The sequence below is a fragment of the Pseudomonas sp. ACM7 genome, assembly GCF_004136015.1.
GTDB lineage: Bacteria > Pseudomonadota > Gammaproteobacteria > Pseudomonadales > Pseudomonadaceae > Aquipseudomonas > Aquipseudomonas frigoris.
In genome coordinates this window covers 2,525,514-2,548,513 of sequence record NZ_CP024866.1, presented here as the reverse complement: position 1 = coordinate 2,548,513, position 23,000 = coordinate 2,525,514, and the positions used below count along the sequence as shown (strand labels likewise).

22 protein-coding genes are annotated in these 23,000 nt (G+C 58.6%); 6 read left to right on the top strand and 16 right to left on the bottom strand.

The window, feature by feature from the left end; genetic code table 11:
- Positions 1–2: 2 nt before the first annotated feature.
- The 4 genes from CUN63_RS11930 to coxB all read right to left on the bottom strand — a co-directional run bounded on the left by CUN63_RS11930 (position 3) and on the right by coxB (position 4,396).
- Positions 3–890: a cytochrome c oxidase subunit 3 gene (locus CUN63_RS11930; RefSeq protein WP_129439635.1), complete on the bottom strand. Its 888-nt coding sequence runs from the start codon at positions 888–890 to the stop codon at positions 3–5.
- Positions 891–915: 25 nt separating this feature from the next.
- On the bottom strand, positions 916–1,467 hold the full coding sequence (locus tag CUN63_RS11925; protein WP_129439633.1) for a cytochrome c oxidase assembly protein: 552 nt from the start codon (positions 1,465–1,467) through the stop codon (positions 916–918).
- 126 nt (positions 1,468–1,593) lie between these two features.
- Positions 1,594–3,186 carry a cytochrome c oxidase subunit I gene (gene ctaD, locus CUN63_RS11920; RefSeq protein ID WP_129439631.1) on the bottom strand — a complete coding sequence of 531 codons (1,593 nt, stop codon included), beginning with the start codon at positions 3,184–3,186 and terminating at the stop codon, positions 1,594–1,596.
- Positions 3,187–3,268: 82 nt separating this feature from the next.
- The gene (gene coxB / locus CUN63_RS11915; RefSeq protein WP_129439629.1) at positions 3,269–4,396 is read right to left on the bottom strand and encodes a cytochrome c oxidase subunit II; all 1,128 of its coding nucleotides are present in this window, start codon (positions 4,394–4,396) and stop codon (positions 3,269–3,271) included.
- A gap of 371 nt (positions 4,397–4,767) precedes the next feature.
- Between coxB and CUN63_RS11910 the strand changes: the two genes are divergently transcribed.
- The gene (locus CUN63_RS11910) at positions 4,768–5,418 is read left to right on the top strand and encodes a hypothetical protein (protein ID WP_008152480.1); all 651 of its coding nucleotides are present in this window, start codon (positions 4,768–4,770) and stop codon (positions 5,416–5,418) included.
- Between the two features lie 153 nt (positions 5,419–5,571).
- Here the strand turns inward: CUN63_RS11910 and CUN63_RS11905 are convergent, their stop codons facing one another.
- From CUN63_RS11905 to CUN63_RS11880, 6 genes are all read right to left on the bottom strand, one after another.
- Positions 5,572–7,098 (bottom strand): SulP family inorganic anion transporter, encoded by a 1,527-nt coding sequence (locus CUN63_RS11905; RefSeq protein WP_129439627.1) that lies wholly within the window; start codon positions 7,096–7,098, stop codon positions 5,572–5,574.
- 90 nt (positions 7,099–7,188) lie between these two features.
- The gene (locus CUN63_RS11900; protein WP_129439625.1) at positions 7,189–7,920 is read right to left on the bottom strand and encodes a carbonic anhydrase; all 732 of its coding nucleotides are present in this window, start codon (positions 7,918–7,920) and stop codon (positions 7,189–7,191) included.
- A gap of 243 nt (positions 7,921–8,163) precedes the next feature.
- On the bottom strand, positions 8,164–9,222 hold the full coding sequence (locus CUN63_RS11895; RefSeq protein WP_129439623.1) for a PA0069 family radical SAM protein: 1,059 nt from the start codon (positions 9,220–9,222) through the stop codon (positions 8,164–8,166).
- A 70-nt stretch (positions 9,223–9,292) separates the two neighbouring features.
- A complete protein-coding gene (locus CUN63_RS11890) occupies positions 9,293–10,597 on the bottom strand; it encodes a cytochrome c (protein WP_129439620.1) in 1,305 nt (434 codons plus the stop codon).
- A 12-nt stretch (positions 10,598–10,609) separates the two neighbouring features.
- Positions 10,610–12,394 (bottom strand): GMC family oxidoreductase, encoded by a 1,785-nt coding sequence (locus tag CUN63_RS11885; protein WP_046044856.1) that lies wholly within the window; start codon positions 12,392–12,394, stop codon positions 10,610–10,612.
- Between the two features lie 2 nt (positions 12,395–12,396).
- Positions 12,397–13,137: a gluconate 2-dehydrogenase subunit 3 family protein gene (locus CUN63_RS11880; RefSeq protein ID WP_129439618.1), complete on the bottom strand. Its 741-nt coding sequence runs from the start codon at positions 13,135–13,137 to the stop codon at positions 12,397–12,399.
- 297 nt (positions 13,138–13,434) lie between these two features.
- Between CUN63_RS11880 and CUN63_RS11875 the strand changes: the two genes are divergently transcribed.
- Positions 13,435–14,079, top strand: a complete 645-nt coding sequence (locus CUN63_RS11875) for a tyrosine-protein phosphatase (RefSeq protein ID WP_129439616.1) — start codon at positions 13,435–13,437, stop codon at positions 14,077–14,079.
- Between the two features lie 9 nt (positions 14,080–14,088).
- Here CUN63_RS11875 and CUN63_RS11870 read toward each other — a convergent pair whose 3' ends face one another.
- The 3 genes from CUN63_RS11870 to prlC all read right to left on the bottom strand — a co-directional run bounded on the left by CUN63_RS11870 (position 14,089) and on the right by prlC (position 18,605).
- Complete coding sequence (locus CUN63_RS11870) at positions 14,089–16,131, bottom strand: M3 family metallopeptidase (RefSeq protein ID WP_129439614.1); 2,043 nt, start codon at positions 16,129–16,131, stop codon at positions 14,089–14,091.
- Positions 16,132–16,242: 111 nt separating this feature from the next.
- On the bottom strand, positions 16,243–16,530 hold the full coding sequence (locus CUN63_RS11865) for a YheV family putative zinc ribbon protein (protein ID WP_129439613.1): 288 nt from the start codon (positions 16,528–16,530) through the stop codon (positions 16,243–16,245).
- Positions 16,527–18,605 (bottom strand): oligopeptidase A, encoded by a 2,079-nt coding sequence (gene prlC / locus CUN63_RS11860; protein WP_165353248.1) that lies wholly within the window; start codon positions 18,603–18,605, stop codon positions 16,527–16,529. Before prlC ends, CUN63_RS11865 begins: the two co-directional genes overlap by 4 nt.
- Before the next feature lie 62 nt (positions 18,606–18,667).
- Here prlC and CUN63_RS11855 point away from each other — a divergent pair, with 62 nt between their 5' ends.
- Positions 18,668–19,213, top strand: a complete 546-nt coding sequence (locus CUN63_RS11855) for a gamma carbonic anhydrase family protein (RefSeq protein ID WP_129439611.1) — start codon at positions 18,668–18,670, stop codon at positions 19,211–19,213.
- Positions 19,214–19,239: 26 nt separating this feature from the next.
- Positions 19,240–19,890 (top strand): HAD family hydrolase, encoded by a 651-nt coding sequence (locus CUN63_RS11850; RefSeq protein ID WP_129439610.1) that lies wholly within the window; start codon positions 19,240–19,242, stop codon positions 19,888–19,890.
- A 115-nt stretch (positions 19,891–20,005) separates the two neighbouring features.
- Here the strand turns inward: CUN63_RS11850 and CUN63_RS11845 are convergent, their stop codons facing one another.
- Positions 20,006–21,097 carry an aminopeptidase gene (locus CUN63_RS11845; RefSeq protein ID WP_129439609.1) on the bottom strand — a complete coding sequence of 364 codons (1,092 nt, stop codon included), beginning with the start codon at positions 21,095–21,097 and terminating at the stop codon, positions 20,006–20,008.
- A gap of 59 nt (positions 21,098–21,156) precedes the next feature.
- Between CUN63_RS11845 and CUN63_RS11840 the strand changes: the two genes are divergently transcribed.
- Together CUN63_RS11840 and CUN63_RS11835 are read left to right on the top strand one after the other, a co-directional pair.
- A complete protein-coding gene (locus CUN63_RS11840) occupies positions 21,157–21,579 on the top strand; it encodes a hypothetical protein (protein WP_129439608.1) in 423 nt (140 codons plus the stop codon).
- A gap of 40 nt (positions 21,580–21,619) precedes the next feature.
- The gene (locus tag CUN63_RS11835; protein ID WP_129439606.1) at positions 21,620–22,042 is read left to right on the top strand and encodes a hypothetical protein; all 423 of its coding nucleotides are present in this window, start codon (positions 21,620–21,622) and stop codon (positions 22,040–22,042) included.
- A 6-nt stretch (positions 22,043–22,048) separates the two neighbouring features.
- Here the strand turns inward: CUN63_RS11835 and CUN63_RS11830 are convergent, their stop codons facing one another.
- A complete protein-coding gene (locus tag CUN63_RS11830) occupies positions 22,049–22,282 on the bottom strand; it encodes a DUF1161 domain-containing protein (RefSeq protein ID WP_046044848.1) in 234 nt (77 codons plus the stop codon).
- 156 nt (positions 22,283–22,438) lie between these two features.
- A complete protein-coding gene (locus CUN63_RS11825) occupies positions 22,439–22,870 on the bottom strand; it encodes an OsmC family protein (RefSeq protein ID WP_008152515.1) in 432 nt (143 codons plus the stop codon).
- Positions 22,871–23,000 lie beyond the last annotated feature (130 nt).

Here is a 23,000-nt window from a genome sequence, read left to right as displayed (position 1 = left end):
CCTCAGAGCACGTAGACGAAAACGAACAGACCGATCCACACCACGTCCACGAAGTGCCAGTACCAGCTCGCCGCTTCAAACGCGAACTGGTGATCGGCGTCGAAGTGCCCGCGCATGATCCGCATCAACATCACAAACAGGATGATGGTGCCGATGGTCACGTGGGCGCCGTGGAAACCGGTGAGCATGAAGAAGGTCGCGCCGTAGATGCCCGAACCGAGCGTCAGGCCCAGTTCGTGGTAGGCATGCATGTATTCTTCGGCCTGAAAACCAAGGAACGCGCAGCCCAGCAGCACGGTGAGCGCCAGCCAGATTTTCAGCGCGCCGCGATGGCCCTTTTTCAAGGCGTGGTGGGCGATGGTCACGGTGATGCTGGAACTCACCAGCAAAACGGTATTGAGCAGCGGCAGGCCCCAGGGACTGATGACTTCCTTGGGCGGCGGGAAGAGTTGCGGGTCAGGGGTGTGCAGCAATGGCCACGCAAACTGGAAATTCGGCCAAAGCATATGAGCGATGCCTTTGACCCCTTCACCCCCGAGCGCCGGGCCGGAAATGTTACGCACATAAAACAGTGCGCCGAAGAAGGCGATGAAGAACATCACCTCCGAAAAGATGAACCAGCTCATGCCCCAGCGGAACGAGCGATCCATCTGTGCGCTGTACAACCCTTGGCGGCTTTCCTTGATCACCGTACCGAACCAGCCGAACAGCATGTAGGCCACCATCAGGCCGCCGACGAAAAAGATCAGCGGGCCGTGGGACTCCGGCCGCGCCGCTTTCAGGTCGTTGAACCAGGTGGCCAGGCCGAACACGGTGGTGAGCATGCCGGCGGTGGCAATGATCGGCCATTTGCTCTGGGCCGGTACGTAATAGTGTTCATGAGTTGCCATTTATTGTTCTCCTTATCGGGCACGCTCAGCCGCCAGTATTTACAGCCACCGGTGGATGTCGGGCGGTGATATCGAACAGCGTGTAAGACAGCGTCAGGTGCTTCACATCCTTGGGCATGTCACGGTCAACGATGAAACGTACCGGCATCTCGATCCGTTGACCGGGCTGCAGCACTTGCTGGGTAAAGCAGAAACATTCGGTCTTGTGGAAGTACGCCGCCGCGGCACTGGGCGCGATGCTCGGAACCGCCTGGGCGCTCATCGGGCGATCGGTTGGGTTGTGGGCGATGAAGATCATCTCGTTCACCGCGCCCGGGTTGGCCGTCAGCTCATCGCCCTTGGGGTAGAAGTCCCAGGACATGTCGGCGGCATTGGTCGACAGAAACTGCACGCGAACCTGCCGCGAGGTGTCGACCGTTTGCTCGCCCTCGTACTGCCCGCCGGTTTTGCCGTTGATGCCGAACGCCTTGCACATCACGTCGTAGATCGGCACCAGGGCAAACCCGAAGACAAACATCGCCACCACCACCAGCAGCAGGCGCGTGACCAGCTTCTTCAAAGAAATAGAGTCAGCCACGGTGCAAGCCCTCCACACAAAACCCTGTGGGAGCGGGCTTGCTCGCGAAGCAGACGCTGCGGTCCGTCAGACAAACTGCGTTATCGTTCTTCGCGAGCAAGCCCGCTCCCACATAGGGTTGCGCGTTCATTTCACTTCCGGCGGCGTGGTGAAGGTGTGATACGGCGCCGGCGACGGGATGCTCCATTCCAGGCCTTCGGCCCCATCCCACGGTTTGGCCGGTGCTGGCGGGCCGCCGCGGATGGTCTTGATCACGATGAACAGGAAGAAGATCTGCGTGGCGCCGAACATGAACGCACCGATCGACGACACCATGTTGAAGTCGGCGAATTGCAGGTTGTAGTCGGGAATCCGCCGCGGCATGCCCGCCAGCCCCACGAAGTGCATCGGGAAGAACGCCATGTTCATGCCGATGAACGACAGCCAGAAGTGCAGCTTGCCGAGGGTTTCGTCGTACATGTGGCCGGTCCATTTCGGCATCCAGTAGTAGGCCGAAGCGAAGATCCCGAAGATCGCCCCCGGCACCAGTACGTAGTGGAAGTGCGCGACCACAAAGTAGGTGTCCTGGTACTGGAAGTCCGCCGGGGCGATGGCCAGCATCAACCCAGAGAAACCGCCGATGGAAAACAGGATCACGAACGCCACCGCAAACAGCATCGGTGTCTCGAAGGTCAGCGAGCCTTGCCACATGGTGCTGGCCCAGTTGAACACCTTCACTCCGGTCGGCACCGCGATCAGCAGCGTGGCGTACATGAAGAACAACTCGCCCACCAACGGAATGCCGACCACGAACATGTGGTGCGCCCAGACGATGAACGACAGGAACGCGATACTCGCCGTCGCATAGACCATCGAGGTGTAGCCGAACAGCGGCTTGCGTGAGAAGGCCGGAATGATCGAGCTGACGGCACCGAAGGCCGGCAGGATCATGATGTACACCTCGGGGTGACCGAAGAACCAGAACACGTGCTGGAACAACACCGGGTCACCGCCACCGGCGGCACTGAAGAAGCTGGTGCCGAAGTGGATGTCCATCAGCATCATCGTCACGCAGCCGGCCAGTACCGGCATTACCGCGATCAGCAGGAACGCGGTAATCAGCCAGGTCCAGACGAACAGCGGCATTTTCATCAGCGTCATGCCGGGGGCGCGCAGGTTGAGGATGGTGGCGATCACGTTGATCGCGCCCATGATCGAACTGATCCCCATCAAGTGGATGGCGAAGATGAAGAAGGTCACGCTTTCCGGTGCGTAGGTCGTCGACAGCGGGGCGTAGAACGTCCAGCCGAAGTTCGGTCCACCGCCGGGGGTGAACAGGGTCGATACCAGCAGGATGAACGCCGCCGGCAATAGCCAGAAGCTGAAGTTGTTCATCCGTGGCAGGGCCATGTCCGGCGCGCCGATCATCAACGGGATCATCCAGTTGGCGAGGCCGACGAACGCCGGCATCACCGCACCGAAGACCATCACCAGACCGTGCATGGTGGTCATCTGGTTGAAGAATTCCGGTTGGACGATTTGCAGTCCTGGCTGGAACAACTCGGCACGAATCACCATCGCGAATGAGCCGCCGAGCAAGAACATGGAGAACGCGAACCACAGGTACAGCGTGCCGATATCCTTGTGGTTGGTGGTCAGGACCCAGCGCATCAGGCCTTTGGCGGGGCCGTGGGCGTGGGCGGTGCCGATATGAACATGGTCATCGACGACAGCAGTCATGTCCTGTCTCCTGCAAACAGATGGGCTGGGCAGGCCGGGGCGCGATGCCCCGACTGGTTCCTTACGTGCGCAATAGACCGGGTCATTTGCTTTCCGCCTGTTTCAGCTCCAGCACTTCTTTAGGGGTGACCATGTCGCCCTTGTTGTTGCCCCAGGCGTTACGTTCGTAGGTCACGACCGCTGCGATATCGACTTCCGAGAGCTGCTTGCCGAACGCCGCCATGGCGGTGCCGGGCTTGCCGTGGAAGACAATGCTCAGGTGTCCTTCTTTCGGTCCGGTAGCGATTTTCGAGCCCTTGAGCGCCGGGAACATCGGCGGCAGGCCCTGACCTTCGGCCTGGTGACAGGCGACGCAGGTGGTGTGGTAGATCTTGTCGCCGCGCTCTTTAAGCTCGTCGAGGGTCCATTCCTTGCTGGTCAGCTCTTTGAGCTGCATGGCTTCAGCCTTGCGCTCGCCCAGCCATTTTTCGTAATCGGCCTTTTCCTTGACCTCGACCACGATGGGCATGAAGCCGTGGTCCTTGCCGCACAATTCGGCGCATTGACCGCGGTAGATGCCGGGCTTGTCGACGCGGGTCCAGGCTTCGTTGACGAATCCCGGAATCGCATCACGCTTGACCGCAAAGGCCGGCACCCACCAGGAATGGATGACGTCGGCGGAAGTCACCAGGAAGCGCACCTTGGCGCCGATCGGCAGCACCAAAGGCTTATCGACCTCAAGCAAGTAGTGTTCGCTCTTGGCTTCCTTGTTGTGGATCTGATCGGCGGGCGTGGTCAGGTTGCTGAAGAACTCAACGTCCTGGCCCAGGTATTTGTAGTGCCACTTCCACTGATAGCCGGTGACCTGGATATCGATATCCGGCTCACTGGCGTCGTACATCTTGATCAGGGTTGCGGTCGCGGGAACCGCCATGGCCACCAGGATCAGGAAGGGCACGATGGTCCAGAGAATTTCGACGGTGGTGCTTTCATGAAATTTCGCGGCCACCTGCCCGGTCGAGCGGCGGTGGAGAATCATCGACCAGAACATGGCGCCGAAGACGATGATGCCGATCACTACACAGATCCAGAAAATGGTCATGTGCAGGTCAAATACTGCGTGACTGATTTCAGTCGCTCCCGGCGCCATATTCACAGTCCAGGCCGCTTGTGCCTGACTGAAAATCGACCACAACAGGAGGCCCATCCAGACATGTGGATGTCGCATCATTGCGGGTTCCCCTTATCGTTCTTGTTATCCCGCCGGCTTTCACCTGCGGCAAGGGAGCGGCTTTTTCAGACTACGAACTTGAATCACCGAGCCTTGCTGCGTGTGCAGTCGGGCGTCATCAGCTAACTCCATTCCCACCCGAGTATAGACAGCGACTGCCACCTCGCAATGTGAGGGCGTAAATCATCTGAAACAGCTGGGACTTGCGTTCCAGGGCACGAATGGAGAAGGATGCAGACGAGTGGTGGCAAACCGATATAACTTTGATGTCTCAAGGATGAAATAATTATGACAAATGCGTCTTAGCATTTTTCGTATGCCAGCTAAGTTATGTCTTCCCTATTTCATTGCCTTTGTTTCCTGGAGTTTTCATGAACACCGCCGCATTGCGCGAGCAGATCCAAAAAGCCCAACAACACGAAGCCGAAACCGGTCTGCTGACTCGTCAGCTGGAAACCCAACTGCCACACCTTCACTCCGCCATCCAATTGCCGGATGTCGACGCCAACGGCGTGATGACGCGTTTTGTGGCCGCGTATATAGAGCAAGTGCCGGACCTGCTGGACGCAGCCAATGAAGTCGCCAGGGAAGCGGGTATCGAATCACAGATCAAACCGGTGCTGAAAATCGCCGAGCAGTTCTTCCTCCAGCCGCCGGCGATCATGGCCGGTCATGTTGGTCTGGACAGCCTGCTGGACGAAGCCTATCTGGCGCATCGCCTGGTCGAAGAGGTCAATGACCTGTACATCAAGCATTTTGGCCAGCCACTGATCCCCTTGGACATGACTGTTGCCAACCTGATTGCCCACCAACTGATCGGCGAGGAGTTTGCCAATCAACTGGATGAGGCGGTGCATCACGCTGTGGACGAGATGCTCAATGAAGACAGTTTCGCGCTGGAGTCCGTCGAGGCCTACCGCGAGAAGCTCAACAGCCCGGACACCGGCGCTGCATGGAAGCGCTGGCCGTGTCTGTCGCGCCAGCTGGGCGTAGGGCTGGAGTTGGATCAGCCGGCGGCTTGATTTTACGGTAGGAACCGAATCCCTGTGGGAGCGGCGGTGCGACGATTCGACTTGCTCGCGAAGGCGGTCGATCATTCAACATTGATGTTGACTGACGCACCGCTTTCGCGAGCAAGTCGAATCGTCGCACCGCCGCTCCCACATTGTTTATGTTTATGTCGTAGAGCCCACTCCGGAGGTGGTTCGTAAGCGCCCTTCCAGCCTGCGCTTCAACCCCCGCGCTTCAATCAACAGTTTTGATCCCTTGGCCGCATTGGCCCGGCCCCATTCCTCCAGCAATTCCAGACACGAGTGATCGATGTAGCTCAGGTTATTGAGCGGCACATGCACCGTCGCGCCTGCCGGAATGGTCCCCAGCACTTGGGTCAGCGCCGGCACTTTGAGAAAGGTCGCTGCACCTATCAATCGCAGTTCCATTTCGCCGTCCTTGGGCAGATCGATCAGGCTGATTTTCAGCCGCGAAGCCTTCCAGGCCAGCTTGGCCAGGGTCAGGCCGAAGCCGATCAGCACGCCAGTCAGCAGGTCGGTGAAGATGATTGCCAGAGCGGTCGCCGCGTAGGTGAACATCGGCATCCGCCCATAACGACCCAGACCGCGGAAGGCCTTGAGGTCGACCAGTTTGAAACCGGTGTAAACCAGAACGCCCGCCAGGCTCGCCACCGGAATGCTTTGCAGCACGCTGGACAGCAGCAACACGAAAGCCAGCAGCCACAGGCCATGGAAGATCGCCGACAGTCGCGTGGTGGCGCCGGCCTGGACGTTGGCCGAACTGCGCACGATCACGCCGGTCATCGGTAGCGCGCCGAGTAAACCGCAAAGCATGTTGCCTACGCCTTGAGCCGACAATTCCCGGTCGAAGTCGGAACGCTGGCCGTTGTGCATGCGGTCCACCGCGGCGGCGGAGAGCAGGGTTTCGGCGCTGGCGATGAAGGCCACGGCAAACGCGGCGATCAGCAAGGTCGGGTCAGCCAGATTGAGCAGATCCGCAGGTTTCAACCAGTCGATGGCTTCTGCCAGGTTGGCCGGGACTTCCACTCGTTTGACCTGCAAGGCGAGCACCAGGCTGGCGACAGTCGCCAGGCCTACACCAAGCAGTGCACCGGGAATGAAGCGCAGGGAATGAGGGCGGAATTTCTCCCACAACCACATCACCGCAATCGTCGACAGCCCGAGCAACCCGGCTTGCCAACCGAAGGAGGGCAAGGCCTGGACGACCGCAGCCGGGAAGGCGGCCAGGTTATCTAGCCCGGAAGGCTTGGGCACGGCGTCGAGCATCACATGCACCTGTGACAACACGATCAGTACACCAATCCCGGCGAGCATGCCGTAGACCACCGCCGGCGCCGTGACCCGAAACCAGCAGCCCAGTTTCAAGCGTCCGGCCACCAGTTGCAGAAAACCGGCCAGCAGCAGGATTGGCCCGAGCATGGCGATACCGTGCTGGCGCACCAGTTCGAACACCAGAACCGCCAAACCGGCCGCCGGGCCGCTGACTTGCAGTGGTGAACCGGCAATCCAGCCCACCACCAGGCCACCGATGATCCCGGTGATCAAGCCTTTGGACGGCGGCAGCCCCGAGGCAATGGCGATACCCATGCACAAGGGCAGGGCGACGAGAAACACAACCACGGACGCCAGCAGCTCCCGTGGCAGTACAGCTTTAAGTTGAGCAGCACGCATGGTGACTCTCCCGAAGTTTTCTTCAGGCGTGGCAAAGCCAGGCTGCCTGATCGGCAGCCTCGGCTAAACCACACAGGGATTTAGGAGGATTTAGAAGCGCGCTTTGGGCGTCGCCACCGGAATCGGATGGCTGCCGTCGAGCGGCAGGAAACAACCCTTGTCCGCGTCGTAAGCCCTGATTTCGCTGGTTTCGATGTTGTAGATCCAACCATGGATAAACAGCTGACCATTAGCCATGCGCGAAGCGACCGACGGGTGCGTGCGCAAATGTTGCAGCTGAGCGATCACATTCTCCTCGGTGAGGACGTGCATGCTTTCGTTTTCGTCAGCGCAATGGCAGTTGTCCTGGACCATGGTTTTTGCCACTTCGGCATGACGCAACCAGGCTTTGACCGTCGGCATTTTTTCCAGGCTTTGCGGGTTGAGCACTGCGCGCATCGCGCCACAGTCGGAGTGCCCGCAGATGATGATGTGTTGCACGCCGAGGGCCAGTACCGCGTATTCGATTGCCGTGGAAACACCGCCGTTCATTTGCCCATAAGGCGGCACAACGTTGCCGACGTTACGGGTCACGAACAGGTCGCCAGGGGAGCTTTGGGTGATCAGCTCAGGAACGATGCGCGAATCGGCGCAGGCGATGAACATCGCTCTGGGGCTCTGGGCCGTGGCGAGTTTTTTGAAGAGTTCTTCCTGCTGTGGAAAAACTTCGTGATGAAAATGCAAAAAGCCATCAACGATATGCTGCAGCGCTGCATCGGCGGTTTCCGCCTCCGGTTGGGCTGAAGCCGACGCAGCCAACGGCTGTTTATCCTTGTCACTCATGATTCATCCTCTTTGGCGGAGTCAGGGAATTTTCCCGTTTTGTCCGGTGTGAAGCCAGTGGCTGTTTAAAAAACATCCAGGTCGAGAATCTCGCCCCGTCAGTCACTCGATGAACAAGGTAGCGGCCGAAACTTAACTCAAACTGAATAAAATGCTCTAGAACGTGTGTTCCAGGTCACAAAAAACGTGACCGGCGTAGTGGCAAAGTGAATTTCACACTACTCAATCATAGGCCAAATGTCCTCAAATCAACGACATCTGGCGACCCGGCGGACAGAAGGCTTCGCAGTCCAGATTGAAACCTTCCCGACGATTGAGCCCCAGACGTTTGATGGTTTTGGCAAAGCGTTGCGCCAGCAGATCGGCAATCGGTCCTTCGCCACGCATCCTGGCACCGAAGCGACTGTCGTAGAGCTCGCCACCACGGCTCTGACGAATCAGGCTCAACACATGAGCGGCACGCAGAGGATAGTGGGCCGCCAGCCATTCTTCGAACAGCGGCGCAACTTCCAGCGGCAGGCGCAGCATCATGTAGGCCGCACTTTGCGCCCCTGCGGCATGAGCTTCGGTGAGCAGGCTTTCGAGTTCGCTGTCGTTGATCATCGGAATCATCGGCGAGCACAGAACGCCCACCGGAATTCCCGCTTCATGCATCACGCGGATCGCCCGCAACCGAGCCTTGGGTGCAGCGGCGCGCGGTTCGAGGATGCGTTTGAGCTCGTCGTCCAGGGTAGTGAGGCTGATCATCACCGCCACCAGCCTTTGCTCGGCGAGTTCAGCCAGCAGGTCCAGATCCCGCAGAATCAGCGAGCCCTTGGTAATGATGGTCACCGGGTGACGATAACGCAGCAGGACTTCGAGGGTTTTGCGGGTGATTTTGTGTTCGCGTTCGATCGGCTGATAAGGGTCCGTGTTGGAGCCCAGATTGATCGGCGCGCATTGATAGCCGCGCTTGGACAGTTGTTCTTCCAGCACATCGGCGGCGTTGGTCTTGGCGATCAGTTTGGTTTCGAAGTCCAGCCCTGGCGACATGTCCCAATAAGCGTGGCTGGGCCGCGCGTAGCAATAGATGCAACCGTGCTCGCAGCCGCGATAGGGATTGATCGAACGATCGAAGGGCAAGTCCGGCGAGTTGTTGCGAGTGATGATGGTTTTTGCCGTTTCGATACGCACCTCGGTGCCTTGGGTGATCGGCGCTTCCTGATACCAGCCGTCATCCTCGGCCACCGAGCGATTCGGCGCGAAGCGGTTGTGCGGGTTGGTCGCGGTGCCGCGACCGCGCGGGGGAAGAGGGGTGGACATGAGAACGCCTCTGTACTGTTTTTATATACAGTATAGAGGCGTTATTCATCTGGCTAGTGCCGCCGGGCAGTCAGTTTTTCTGGGTAACTTGCCCCAGATCGTCGGCCGACGTGGTCTTCATATCATTCGTGCGCAGGTCTGCTACGTCGCTCGCCTTGACCGGCTCACCCTTGTTGCCCCAGCTGCTGCGGATGAAACTGACCACATCCGCCACTTCCTGATCCGACAACCGCCAGGCGAACCCGGGCATCGTGAAGGTCGAAGGCGCCATGTGGGTCGCCGGCAGCGTACCGCCCTTGAGCACGATGTGAATCAGCGACGTCGGATCCTGCGACTGCAACACCGGGTTGCCTGCCAGCGCCGGGAACACTTTGGTGTAGCCATGGCCATCGATACGGTGACAGGCCGCGCAGTTGTCGATGTACACCGAAGCGCCAGGCTTGCTGTCGTCCCCGTTCCACAGCGCCTGTGCGACCTGTTTGTCGTACTGGTGCGGCTGATCATTGGGATCATTCGCCGGCAAGGACTTGAGGTAACGGGCAATCGCGGTCAGATCGTTGTCGGTCATGTATTGCATGCTGTGCGTCACCACATCACTCATGCCACCAAACACCGCGCTGCGATCGCTGCGACCGGTCTTGAGGAACTGCACCAGTTGTTCTTCGCTCCAGCTGCCGAGGCCATTCTTGTGATCGCCGCGCAGACTTTTCGCAATCCAGCCTTCCAATGGCGCACTGCCTGACAGAAATGCGCTGCCTTCACCTGCATTCAGAGCTTTTTCCTGCATGGTCAGGGCACGTGGCGTATGGCATGCGCCGCAATGTCCGAGGCCCTCCACCAGATAAGCCCCACGACTGACCACCGCTTCTTCGCCGGGTGCCGCTTTGTCGTCCGCCACGGCCGGGGCAAACATCCAGCGCCAGCCCGCAAGCGGCCAGCGCATGCTCAAAGGCCAAGGGATGTCGCTGGCCTTGTTCTCCTGAGCGACAGGCGCCACGCCGTGCATGAAGTAGGCGTGCAAGGCTTTCATGTCGGGTTCGTTGACGCTGGAGTAGGACGGATAGGGCATCGCCGGGTACAAGGTACTACCGTTCTTGGCGACACCATGGCGGACGGCTTTGTCGAAATCCTCAAAGCTGTAGTCACCCAAGCCGGTTTTATCCGGCGTGATATTGGTGGAGTAGATCGTCCCGATCGGTGTTTCCATCGGCAGGCCACCGGCGAACGGCTTGCCGTCCTTGGCGGTGTGGCAGGCCACGCAGTCACCCGCGCGGGCCAGGTACTCGCCTTGTTTGATCAGGTTTTGATCAATTTCTGCGGCGTTGACCGAGCCACAGCCGAGCAACGTCAGGGTCGCGATAACAAGTGCTTTCATGGTCATCGCTCCTTAAGCCTGAACCAGCGGGCCGGGGTTTTTCAGGTACTGCTCGCGGATTGCCCGGGCCGACCAGTAGGTCAACGCTGCCACCAGGCCGGTAGGGTTGTAGCCCAGGCCTTGTGGGAAAGCTGACGCTCCGGGGACGAAAACGTTGTGCACGTCCCAGCTCTGCAAGTAACGGTTCAAGGCGCTGGTTTTCGGATTGGTACCCATGATCGCGCCACCGTTGAGGTGGGTGGTCTGGTAAGACGCGGTGTTGAAGTGATCACCAACTTTCTTGCCCAGTACAGCGATGGCCTTGGGGCTCATCGCTTCGGCGATCTTGCCCATTTTCTCGACCATGAAGCGGTTCATCTTGATGTCGTTTTCCTGCCAGTCGAAGGTCATCCGCAACAGCGGCAAGCCGTAGGCATCGCGGTACACCGGGTCCAGATCGAGGTAGTTGCCGCGGTAGGATTGATGCGCGCCGTGGGCATCCATCGACACTTGATGGGTGTAGTAATCGGCGGTGGCACGTTTCCAGGCACTGCCCCAGGCCGGGGTGCCCGGCGGGTTGGATGTGCCAGCGATCGGTCGGCTGCCGGCCTGGTTGACCCACATCGGCGAGCCGCCGACGAAGCCATGGGGCCCGTGATCGAAGTTGTCGGCGTTGAAGTCGTCCACCGCCACGCCGTTTCCGCCGGCACCGATAAAGTTATTGGTGTGGGTGTCTTTGTCGAAGTAAGCCTTGATGGTGGCCATGTTCTGGTAGGCGAAGTTCTTGCCGACCACACCTTCGCCGCTGATCGGGTCGTACGGCTTACCGATACCCGAAAGCAACATCAGCCGCACATTGTGGAACTGGAAGGCACCGAGGATCACCAGGTCTGCCGGCTGCTCGATTTCCCGGCCCTGGCCGTCTATGTAGGTCACACCTGTCGCCTTGCTCTTGGTGCTGTCGAGATTGACCCGCAGTACGTGGGAGTTGGGCCGCAGCTCGAAATTGGGCAGCGGTTTGAGCGCCGGCAGAATGTTTACGTTCGGCGATGCCTTGGAATACATGTAGCAGACATAGCCGCTGCAAAAACCGCAGAAGTTGCACGGGCCCATCTGTGCGCCGTAGGGGTTGGTGTAGGGGCCTGACGTATTGGCAGAGGGCAGGTTGTAGGGTTTGTAACCCACTGCGGTGGCCGCTTTCTGAAACAGCTGTGCGGAAACAGTGTTCTTCTGCGATTCCAACGGGAAATGATTCGAACGATCCGGCGCGTACGGGTTGCCGCCCTTGCCTTCGCCGACCAACTGACCCTTCACCGTCCATGCCTGGCCCGACGTACCGAAGACCTTCTCGGCGTAATCGAAAAACGGTTCCAGCTCTTCATAGCTGACGCCGAAGTCCTGGATGGTCATGTCCTTGGGGATGAAGCTTTTGCCGTAGCGTTCTTCGTAGTGGCTGCGCATGCGCAACTCGATCGGGTCGACCCGAAAGTGCACGCCGGACCAGTGCAAACCGGCGCCGCCGACACCATTACCGGGCAGGAAGGCGCCCAATTGGCGGTTCGGCAGCGCGATGTCATTCACGCTATGGCGAATGGTCACAGTCTCCTTGGAAATGTCCTGGAAGAGTTTTTTCCGCACGCTGTAGGTGAGTTCGTCGATCACCTGTGGATAGTTGCCATCGGGGTAAGTGTCCTGCATCGGCCCGCGCTCCAGCGCAAGCACATTCAGGCCGGCTTCTGTCAGCTCCTTGGCCATGATCGCGCCCGTCCAGCCAAAACCGACGATCACTGCGTCGACCTTCTTCATTACCGTTGCCATGCTTACGCCCTCTCGCCGCGAATCGAAACTGCCGGGAAGGGGTATTGCTCGTTGCGTTCCACCCAATCCATGAAATCGGCGCGGGCGCCGGGGAAGCCGATCATGGTCCAGCCGACCATGCCTTTATTGCCGCCGTGAATCGGGTCGCAGAAGAACCCTTCTTTGGTGTTTTGCAGCAGCAGGTTGAAGAAAATCTTCGCTGGAACACTGTCGAACTGAGGTTTTCCGGCCTCGAGTTGCTTGAGCAAATCGTCTCGGGTAGCGCTGTCTTGCTCAGCAAATACTTTACCGTTGAACGTTTTCGACCAAGCATCCGTCGCGGCGATGCCCAGGCGATAAATCTCTTTGGGCACCAGTTTGCTCTGCCAGCCCATTTCCGGAGCAGCGTCTGCGTTGAATGGTCCCTGCATGAACCACAGCGCGCCGGCCGCGTAAGGCGTGTTCATCTGGCGGTCGATGTATTCGGGCACACCGGCTTCCAGGGCGCCTGGCCCTTGGGCATCGTTCGGAATCAGCTGCGCGACAGCCGCCTTGATGAACGTCCATTCTTCGGCGGTGAAGTAGCTTGGTTCATAGGTGCTGGTGCTGACCGACGCTTTGCCGGAACTGGCCGGGGCTGCTTCGGGCGAGGCCATCAGGACCGTGCTGCCCAGACCGGTGCTGGCAACGGTGACCACCGGGATCAAGGTCAGGGATTTGCGCAAAAACTCACGCCGCGGGTTGTCTCGATCTTGATCGGACATAGGGGGCACCTCATCAGGCATTAGCGGTTTTTCAGCCGTCTCGCAGGACGACTTTTCGTTTTGACACCGATGCAGAACGCCAGCAAACGGGGAGCAATAGGGCGCATCGGTAATATGGGGTAACAAATGGTAGCAGGCTAAGCATCAAGATGAACCGATTCAGCTAAAAAACCTCGGTTTTGCGACGAAAGCGATTGGCTGATTCACGATTCTTTGACAGATGGCTCACAGGCCTTTGACCGCTCGGGGGTGAAGCTGGGCGTCATCTTCCCGACTCTCCTGAACGGTCATCCGAGCATGTCTCTATCGCGTTGTATCCCAGCGATCTGCCTGTCGCTGGCCGCACTTTTGAACCTGACGCTGGCCCTTGCCGACGACAGTGCGTTGCCCCGACCTGCGGAGTGGGCTCAATCGGTCGAGGTGCAATACAACCTCTTCAAAATGTCCCCGACGCTCTATCGCAGTGCATTGCCCGACAGAGGCGCCGTGCCGTTACTGGAAAAACTCAAGGTCGGGACCGTTATCAATTTCCTGCCCGAGTCGGATTCAAGCTGGTTGTCGACGCCAGGTATCGCACAGGTACAGCTGCCCTATCGCACCAACCATGTGGATGATGCGGATGTACTCAAAGCCCTTCGCGCGATCCAGACTGCCGAAGCCAAGGGACCGGTGCTGATGCACTGCAAGCATGGTTCGGATCGCACGGGCCTGATGGCGGCCATGTACCGGGTCGTGGTGCAGGGCTGGAGCAAGGAAGACGCCCTGAACGAAATGACCCAGGGCGGCTTCGGTGACAGCACTCATTTCAAGGACGGCGTCCGTTACATGATGCAGGCCGATGTCGACAAGCTTCGCACCGCGCTGGCCAACGGCGATTGCAGCACGAGCCCGTTCGCCAGTTGTTCGATGAAGAGCTGGTTCAAATCGGCCCACGTCGAGTAAAGCGTTGCGTCAGCCGGCAACGGTCTCTGGCGAAAGCGCGAACAGATCTTCGGCGATCGGCCGTTCAAGAAACGCTTCCAGGGCGGTCAGCAAGGAGCGCGAATCGCCCGGAGAAAAAAACGCCTCGCGAAAGGCTCGCCCTGTTTGCGCATTGAAGACCCAATCCTGACGGAACCGCTTGAAGGCTTCGATGGCCAGTACGCCTGACCACGTGTAGGCGTAAACGGAGGCTGCGTAACCGGTCACCATGTAGTCAAAGCTGTTTGCGAACCGACAATAAGACGGCAGTTGCACGTGGGGAACCTCCCGCTGAATGTCTTCGAATACTTGCTGGGTGCTACGACCATCGCCTTGGCTGAGGTGCACTTCGAAATCGAACATTGCACCGGTCAGCATGAGTGCGGCTTGTCGGCTGACCTGGGTTTCGAGGGCTGCCAGTGCCGCGTCTACCCGCGCCTCGGTCAAGCGTTCACCGCTTTGGTGGTGGGCACCCAGCCATAATAGAAACTCCCGTGACAGGCACCACTGCTCGAATACTTGCCCTGCGAACTCCACCGTATCGCGCCCCAGTTGGGAAATGCCGGAAAGGTTGTGATGCGGCGAACTCGTCAGCACGTGTTGCAGACAATGACCGAATTCATGAAAAAGCATCCGCAGATCCTTGTGCTCAAGCAGGCACGGATGGCCGTCGACCCCAGGCGTGAAGTTGCAGTGAAGATCGGCAATCGGTAGCGCTACGCGGCCTTCGGCGTTTATTCGTCGGTTTCGCAGTGTGCCGGTCCAGGCGTAATCCGGAGCTTCTTTGCGGTGATACGGGTCAAGATAAATATGCCCGATGGTCTGACCATGCTCGCTGATTTCAAACAGGCGCACGTCGTTATGCCAGCGACTGAATTCAGCCTGCTCGAGGATCCGGATCCCGAACAGCCGTTCGCAGAACAGGCAGAGTCGTCGCAAGGTGCCGTCCAGGGGGAAATAGTCGCGCAGATTCTTCAGGGCTTCAGGGAAACGATGGTGGCGCAGTTGTTCAGCGAGAAATTCGTGGTCCCAGGCGTGTACTTCAGAGATGTCCCGTTCGAGCGCAAACTCTTGCAGCTCCTTTGAATCCCGTGCAAGGCGCGGTGTGTTCAATGTCACTTGCCGCCGCAGGAAACTACGGACTTGATCGGTGGACTCGGCCGCTGCGGTGGCCAGACGCAGTTGCGCGAAATTATCGAAACCTAGTAGTTCGGCTTTCTGGTGGCGCAGCGAAAGCAGCAACGTCAGTACAGGATCATTATCGAACTCGTCGGCATGCGGGCCTTGATCGGACGCGCGCGTGGAGTACGCCACGAAATATTCTTCTCGCAATGCCCGATTTTCGGCGTACCTCATGATTTGCTGGTAGGTGTTTTCATCCAGAGGAATCAGCCAGCCTTCATGTCCTGCTTCTTTGGCCAGGTGTCTCAGACGATTTTTTACGGTGGGGTATAAACCTTCCAGTACCGCAACGTCATCGACGTGTTTGGTCCATGCTGCGTTGGCGCTTTTCAGATGGATGAGAAACAGCTCTTCGAGCCGATTGATGTCGAGGTTCAACCGGGCCAGCTTTTCCCGTTGCATCAGGGGCAAGTCGATTCCCGACAATTGAAATTTGCGCAGAATCTTGGCCAGCGCGGCCTTGCGCGGTTCATCGAAGTTGAGGGCGATCGAACTGTTCGCCAACCGCTGGTATGCATCAAACAACGGCCGATTGCTCATTCTTTCGGATCGGTACTGCGCCCCAGCGTCGCTGCACGCAGCAGCTGCCGTGCTCCAGGCGGTATCGTTGTGTTTCGCCATCGACAGGATCTGGATGATGCTCAAAGCTTCGCCCAGGCGCGCATCGATTTCATCGATGGCCAGAACCAGGTCATCCCAATTGGGGAATACGGATTGGCTGGTGATGGTTTCGGCAATGACCTGCCGGTTGTCGGTAATGATGGCTGTGATTGCCGGCACGAGGTGCTCGGTGCGGACCTCCGACCAGGGCGGCAGGTCCCAGGCCTGTAAAAGCGGATTGGTGTCGGGCATGGCGTCTTCCTTGAGTAGAGGCTGAACTCGGTCAGCCTATAAAGGAAGCGCAGGGGAAAGGTGGTAGATAGTTACCACCCCCACACCGCAAGGTGTGGAGGTGGCGGTGACTCAGTGTTGCTCGTCAGGCTTTTTCTTCAGCTTCGGGTTCGGGAAAAACTGCACGGCCTGAACCTTGGCGTCCGGCACCTTCAGTGCCGAGGTATTGACCCGCGTGCCCAATTCCTTGGGCACGGACAGGCCTTGTTCATTCAACGTGTCCGAATAACCGCAGGCCACGCACTCACGATGTGGGACTTCGTCTTCGTTCCACATCATCAACTTGTCCGGCTCGCTGCACGCCGGGCAGACCGCCCCGGCGATAAAGCGTTTTTTCGTCTTCACAGGCCCCTCGCTCATGCTGCCGCGACCTCACTCAGGCCGCTGTGGCGCAAGAGTGCGTCAATCGACGGCGGGCGTCCGCGGAAGTCGACGAACAGCACCATCGGTTCCTGGGAACCACCGCGCGCCAGGATCGCTTCGCGGAAGGCGCGACCGGTGTCGGCGTTGAGCACGCCGTCTTCTTCGAACTTCGAGAAGGCATCGGCCGACAGCACTTCAGCCCATTTGTAGCTGTAGTAACCCGCCGCGTAACCGCCGGCGAAGATGTGGGCGAAGCTGTTAGGGAAACGGTTGTAGGCCGGTGGACGCATGACCGAGACCTCGTCACGCACGCCTTCGAGCACTTGCAGCACGCTGCGGCCGTCGCCGTGGGTGGCGTGCAGGTCGAAGTCGAACAGCGAGAACTCCAGCTGACGAACCATCATCAGACCGGACTGGAAGTTCTTCGCGGCGAGCATTTTCTCCAGCAGGTCCTGAGGCAGCGGTTCGCCGGTTTCGTAGTGACCGGAGATCAGCGCCAGACCTTCCGGCTCCCAGCACCAGTTCTCCATGAACTGGCTTGGCAGCTCGACCGCATCCCAGGCCACGCCGTTGATGCCGGATACGCCGGCGTGTTCAACGCGGGTCAACAGGTGATGCAGGCCGTGACCGAATTCGTGGAACAGGGTGGTCACTTCATCGTGGGTCAGCAGGGCTGGTTTGCCGCTGTCGGCCGGGGTGAAGTTGCACACCAGGTTCGCCACCGGGCTCTGCAATACGCCGCTGATCGTGCGGCGACGGTCGCGGGCGCCGTCCATCCAGGCCCCGCCACGCTTATTGGCGCGGGCGTAGAGGTCGAAGAAGAAGCGGCCGACGTGCTGGCCGTTTTCCTTGATTTCAAACAGGCGAACATCCGGGTGCCAGGTGTCGAAGCCTTTCAGTTCGGCGATTTCGATGCCATACAGACGCTGGACGATAGCAAACAGACCGCCCAGCACTTTGTCGATCGGGAAGTAAGCGCGAAGGGCTTCCTGGGCAACGCTGTAGCGCTGTTCGCGAAGTTTTTCACCATAGAAACCGCTGTCCCAGCTTTGCAGGTCCGGGCAGCCTTGTTCGGCGGCGTACGCCTTGAGCTGTTCCAGATCCAGGGCGGCGAACGGCTTGCTGCGCTTGGCCAGATCGCGCAGGAAACTCAGCACTTGATCGCTCGATTCAGCCATTTTGGTGGCCAGGCTCAGCTCCGAGAAGCTGGTGAAGCCCAAAAGTTTTGCAAGCTCCTGACGCAGGTCGAGGATTTCTTCCATGACCGGGCCGTTATCGTTCTGACCGGCATTCGGGCCTTGGTCCGACGCACGGGTGCAGTAGGCGGCGTAGACTTCTTCGCGCAGGGCGCGGTCGTGGGCGTAGGTCATCACCGCGTAGTAGCTCGGGAATTCGAGGGTGATCAGGAAGCCTTCCAGACCTTTGGCCTGTGCAGCCGCGGCCATTTGCGCCTTGGCCGAATCGGTCAGGCCGGCGAGGGCGGCTTCATCGGTGACGTGCTTGGTCCAGGTCTGAGTGGCATCGAGCAGTTGGTTGGAGAAGCGGCTGCCCAGCTCCGACAATTTGCTCTGCACTTCGGCGTAACGCTTTTGTTCAGGCGCAGGCAAGTCGATACCCGACAAACGGAAGTCACGCAGGGAGTGTTCCAGGATAGTTTTCTGCGCCACCTCGAAACCGACAGCTTCGGGACTGTTAGCCAGCGCTTCGAACGCCTCGAACAACTCGCGGTTCTGGCCCAATTCGGTGGAGTAGGCGCTCAAGGCCGGCAAGCAGGACTCGTAGGCTTCGCGCAATTCGGCGCTGTTGCACACGGCATTCAGGTGGCTGACCGGGCTCCAGGCGGCGCCCAGTCGATCATTCAGTTCGTCCATCGCCAGCACCAGGCCGGTCCAGGTCGGTTGTTTGCCCTGGGTTTTGAGGATCTCGATAATGGCGGCGCGGTTGTCAGCCAGGATCTGTTCGATGGCCGGTTGCACGTGTTCGGCACGGATCGCCGAGAACGGCGGCAGGTCGTAGGACTGCAAAAGAGGGTTGTTCACGCTCACGGTTGGCACCTTGGCTGGAAGAAACATTGCGCCATCTTAATTACAATCGACGCTCACCGCAGCTATCAGCAAAAGAGAGAGAGCCTATCGTGACCCTTCGCAAGTATCAGAACCACACGCCGCTACTCGGCAAAGGCGCCTTTGTCGACGGTTCGGCGGTGGTGATCGGCGACGTTGAAATGGGCGAAGACAGCTCGGTCTGGCCGCTGACGGTGATTCGTGGCGACATGCACCGCATTCGTATCGGCGCGCGCACCAGCGTGCAGGACGGCTGTGTGCTGCACATCACCCATGCCGGGCCGTTCAATCCCGATGGCTTTGCGTTGCTGATTGGCGACGATGTGACCATCGCGCATAAAGTCATGCTCCACGGCTGCACCGTGGGCAGTCGGATTCTGATCGGCATGGGCAGCATCGTCATGGACGGCGCAGTGGTCGAGGACGATGTGATCATCGGTGCCGGCAGTCTGGTGCCCCCGGGCAAACGCCTGGAAAGCGGCTTCCTTTATGTGGGCAGCCCGGTGAAGCAGATTCGACCGCTGACTGACAAGGAAAAAGCCTTTTTCACCTACAGCGCGGCGAATTACGTGAAGCTCAAGAATTTGCATCTGGCCGAAGGCTACGACCAGCTCTGACCCTGCGCCCTTATTCAGGATTCAACATGCATTACCAAACCGTATTGTTCGACCTCGATGGCACCCTGACCGATCCACGCGAGGGCATCACCCGTTCGATCCAGTTCGCCTTGAGCAAACTGGGCATCGATGAGCCCGACCTGACCAAACTTGAACACTTCATCGGTCCGCCGTTGTTGCAGGCGTTCATGCAGTTCTACGACTTCGAGGAGCCCAAGGCCTGGGAAGCGGTGAACTTCTATCGCGAACGTTTCAAGGTCACCGGTCTGTATGAGAACCGCGTATTCGACGGCGTCACACCATTGTTGGAAACCCTCGGCGGACAAGGGCGACAGCTGTACATCGCGACGTCAAAACCGTGGATTTTTGCCCGGGAAATTGCCCGGCACTTCGACTTCGCCAAGCACTTCAAAGTGATCTATGGCAGCGAACTGGATGGAACCCGGACCAACAAAGTCGAGCTGATCGCCCACCTGATGGCCGAAGAAGGGCTGGACCCGGCCAACACCTTGATGATCGGCGACCGTAAACACGATCTGATCGGTGCGCGCAGCAATGGGCTGGATGCAGCGGCTGTTGGTTATGGTTTTGGCAGCCGGGAAGAGTTGAGCGCCGAAGCCCCGACCTGGCACTTCGAGACGCTGGAAGAGATGCATCAGGCGTTTTTGCAGCGTTAATTAAACCGCCATCGTCGGAGCGCCGCCCGGAGCAAGCTCGCTCCCACAGTGGACCAGTGTTTACAAAACTAATGTGGGAGCTAGCTCCGGGCGGCGTTCCGTCGATGAGGCCCGATCAGCCACCGCGACTTTGCAATTGAGCCAAAGCATTCAACGCCGCCTTGCGCTCCCCCACCGGCAACGCGCCGAGCTTCTTGACCGCCGCATAAAACTTCACCCAATCCCCGCCCACCTGTCTGAACAACGCCGCAAATGCCGGCACCCATTGGTCGTACAGCCCAAATGGCAACAGCCGGGCATTGTTCATCGGCGCATTGATCCATGCGTCATAGCGTTTGTCCCCGGCCCATTGGCTCTCGCGCAACTGCCGGTATTCACTCCGCAATCGTTCGAACTCGTCGGCTTTGCGCTGGCGCATCTGGTCGGCGGGCAGGGGCAGGGTATACAGCCGCTCGAGTCGCGTGCGGGTATCCAGAACCAATTGAATGAACTGGTCCCGTTGCTGCACCTGCGCGCCGCTGTCCGGCGCCAGGCCGCGGAATGCACGCCATTGGCGGGTGCCTTCCTGTTCGACGAAGGTGGCGAAAGACTCATTGAATTCGGTGTCGTCCTTCACATAAAAACGTTGATGCGCCAGTTCATGGAAGATCAGCGTGGCCAATCGTTCATCACCCCAGGCCATCATCGAACTGATAATCGGATCGTTGAACCAGCCGAGCGTCGAATAAGCCTCGACGCCACCGATCGACACGTCCATACCTTGCAATCGTTGCAACGCAGCTTCACCGCGGGCCGCGCTCTGACTGTAATAACCGCGATAGGCGACGCAACCGGCGATCGGGAAGCAATGGTTCTGTGGTGTCAGGGAGAATTCCGGCGTGGCAAACACGTTCCAGACTACGAACGGCCGGCCAATGTCGGCGTACAAACGGTAACTCTGGTTATCCGGCAGCTGCAGCTGTTGGCTGGCGAACGTGCGGGCCTGTTGCGATTGAGTCAGGTGCGCACGCAGTAGCTGATCGCGACCGGGATCGGCAATCACTGTGGAAACCGGCTCGCGTGCCCGCAGCAATTGCAGCTGACCACTGGCCAATTGGCCGTAATAGCTGACGCCGGCGCAACCATTGAGAAACAAAAACAACACGCCCGGAAACAAAATGCGTAAAACGCGATCAAGTAACCCAAGGCTTGGAAGCGGCCTGATCAAAATGAATCATCCCTGGAGAGTCTGCCCGCAAGACTATCCCGCCTGACTGGAGCTCCGCTATGCGCACGTTGATGCTGACAGGAAGCCTGCTGATGCTGGCAGGTTGTGCTGGATTCGGATTACCCCCCCATGATCCGGCTCAAGCGTGGATCGACCTGGATTCGAAGCAGGAAGACACCGCGCTGCAAGCGCTGGAAGTCGATGACAAGGCCGCCACCGACAAGCGCTATTTCCAGGTTCAGCCTGGTAGCCATGAGCTCACCGTTCGTTACCAATTCCCGGTCGCGCCAAGCAACATCGGACCCGATGCCGAGCCACTATGGCGTGACTGCCACCTAAACGTGAAATTCAACGACTTCAACGCTGGCGAGCGGTATCAGTTGAAAGCAGGAAATATCGGCTTTCGGCCGTGGGCAAAACTCTACGATCAACAGCGTAAAGTCATTGGCCAGGGCACACCTGCAGGCTGCCAACGCACCTGATCGGCGTTATGCTGAATGACCAATCCTCGGGACATTCATCATGCGCAGATTGATGTTGTTGCTGGCTGCAAGCGTTGTTGCTGGCTGTCAGAGCCCGCTGCCGGTGGTCAATCCGCAGATGGCGTGGGTCGAATTTTCTACGCCATTCCCCAATGACAAATTGTTGATGGCTGAACGACTGGACAAGCAGCGATTGCGCGACGGGCGTTTTTTCCAGGTCACCCCCGGTAGCCATGAGCTGATCGTTCGATTCGACTTCGAAGTGCCCGGTGGTGGGGGCTTAGGTGTGATGAATGGCCCCACGGAACGCTTGTGCTACCTGACCATCAACTACGATCATTTCGAAGCCGGCCAGCGTTATGTGCTGGTAGGCCAGTCGATAGCATTTACTCCTGGTGCCCGGCTGTACAACGCCAAGCGGGAGATTGTCGCGGAAGATCGAGAGTCCTATTGCCTCATGTGAGAGGAATCAGCGGTCGTTCTTCTGGTAGATGATTTTCTTCGTGCCGCCTTCACACGAGCCAACGACCATATTCTGATCGTGTACTTCGTCGTTGGTGACGATTTCCAGCGTGTAGGACGAGACGTTATTGGCCTGGATCTTGGCTTCAATCTCGGCCTTGAGTTCTTCACAGGATTTCGCTGCCGCCAGGGCCGATGTGGCCAGCGCGCAACAGATAACCGCCAAGGCAAAACGTTTCATGGTTGAAGCTCCTTTGAGGCAGCGCGCAGGGTAATGCGCTTTAGCTGCTGTCATTTATTCGACCACAATCTCGCCAGCCAGGTTTTGTTTCAGCGCAAAAAAAGAACGCAGCCCGCCGAGACTGCGATCTTTTATCGGGGAGCGCGACAACCCCTATCAGCTGACCAATGTTGCATCCAGGCTGATTTTCGCATTCAACACTTTGGAAACCGGGCAGCCTTCTTTGGCTTTATTGCTCAGTTCCTCAAATTGAGCCTGAGTCGCCCCAGGAATCTTCGCTTTGAGGATCAATTTCACCGCCGTGATCGCAAAACCGCCGTCTACCTGGTCCAGGGTGACTTCGGCATTGGTATCGATGCTGTCAGCCTTTAGACCGGCATCGCCGAGAATCATCGAAAACGCCATGGAGAAGCAGCCCGCGTGCGCTGCGCCGATCAGCTCTTCCGGATTGGTGCCCTTGCCGCCTTCGAAACGTGCCTTGAAGCCGTAGGGCGCTTCTCTGAGGACACCGGTTTCCGTGGAAATCGAGCCGATGCCGGTTTTCAGGTCACCTTCCCAGTGAGCCGATGCTTTCTTTGTAATAGCCATGTCTGCCTCCTCAAGATCCGGCGCGAAGCGTCGCGCCTTTGTGGTTTTCGGTTGCTAGGGTTATGAGGATAGACCGTGGTGCAAAGTTCACCTCATCTGATCGGTCCTCTTATTTCGTAGGAATTTTGGC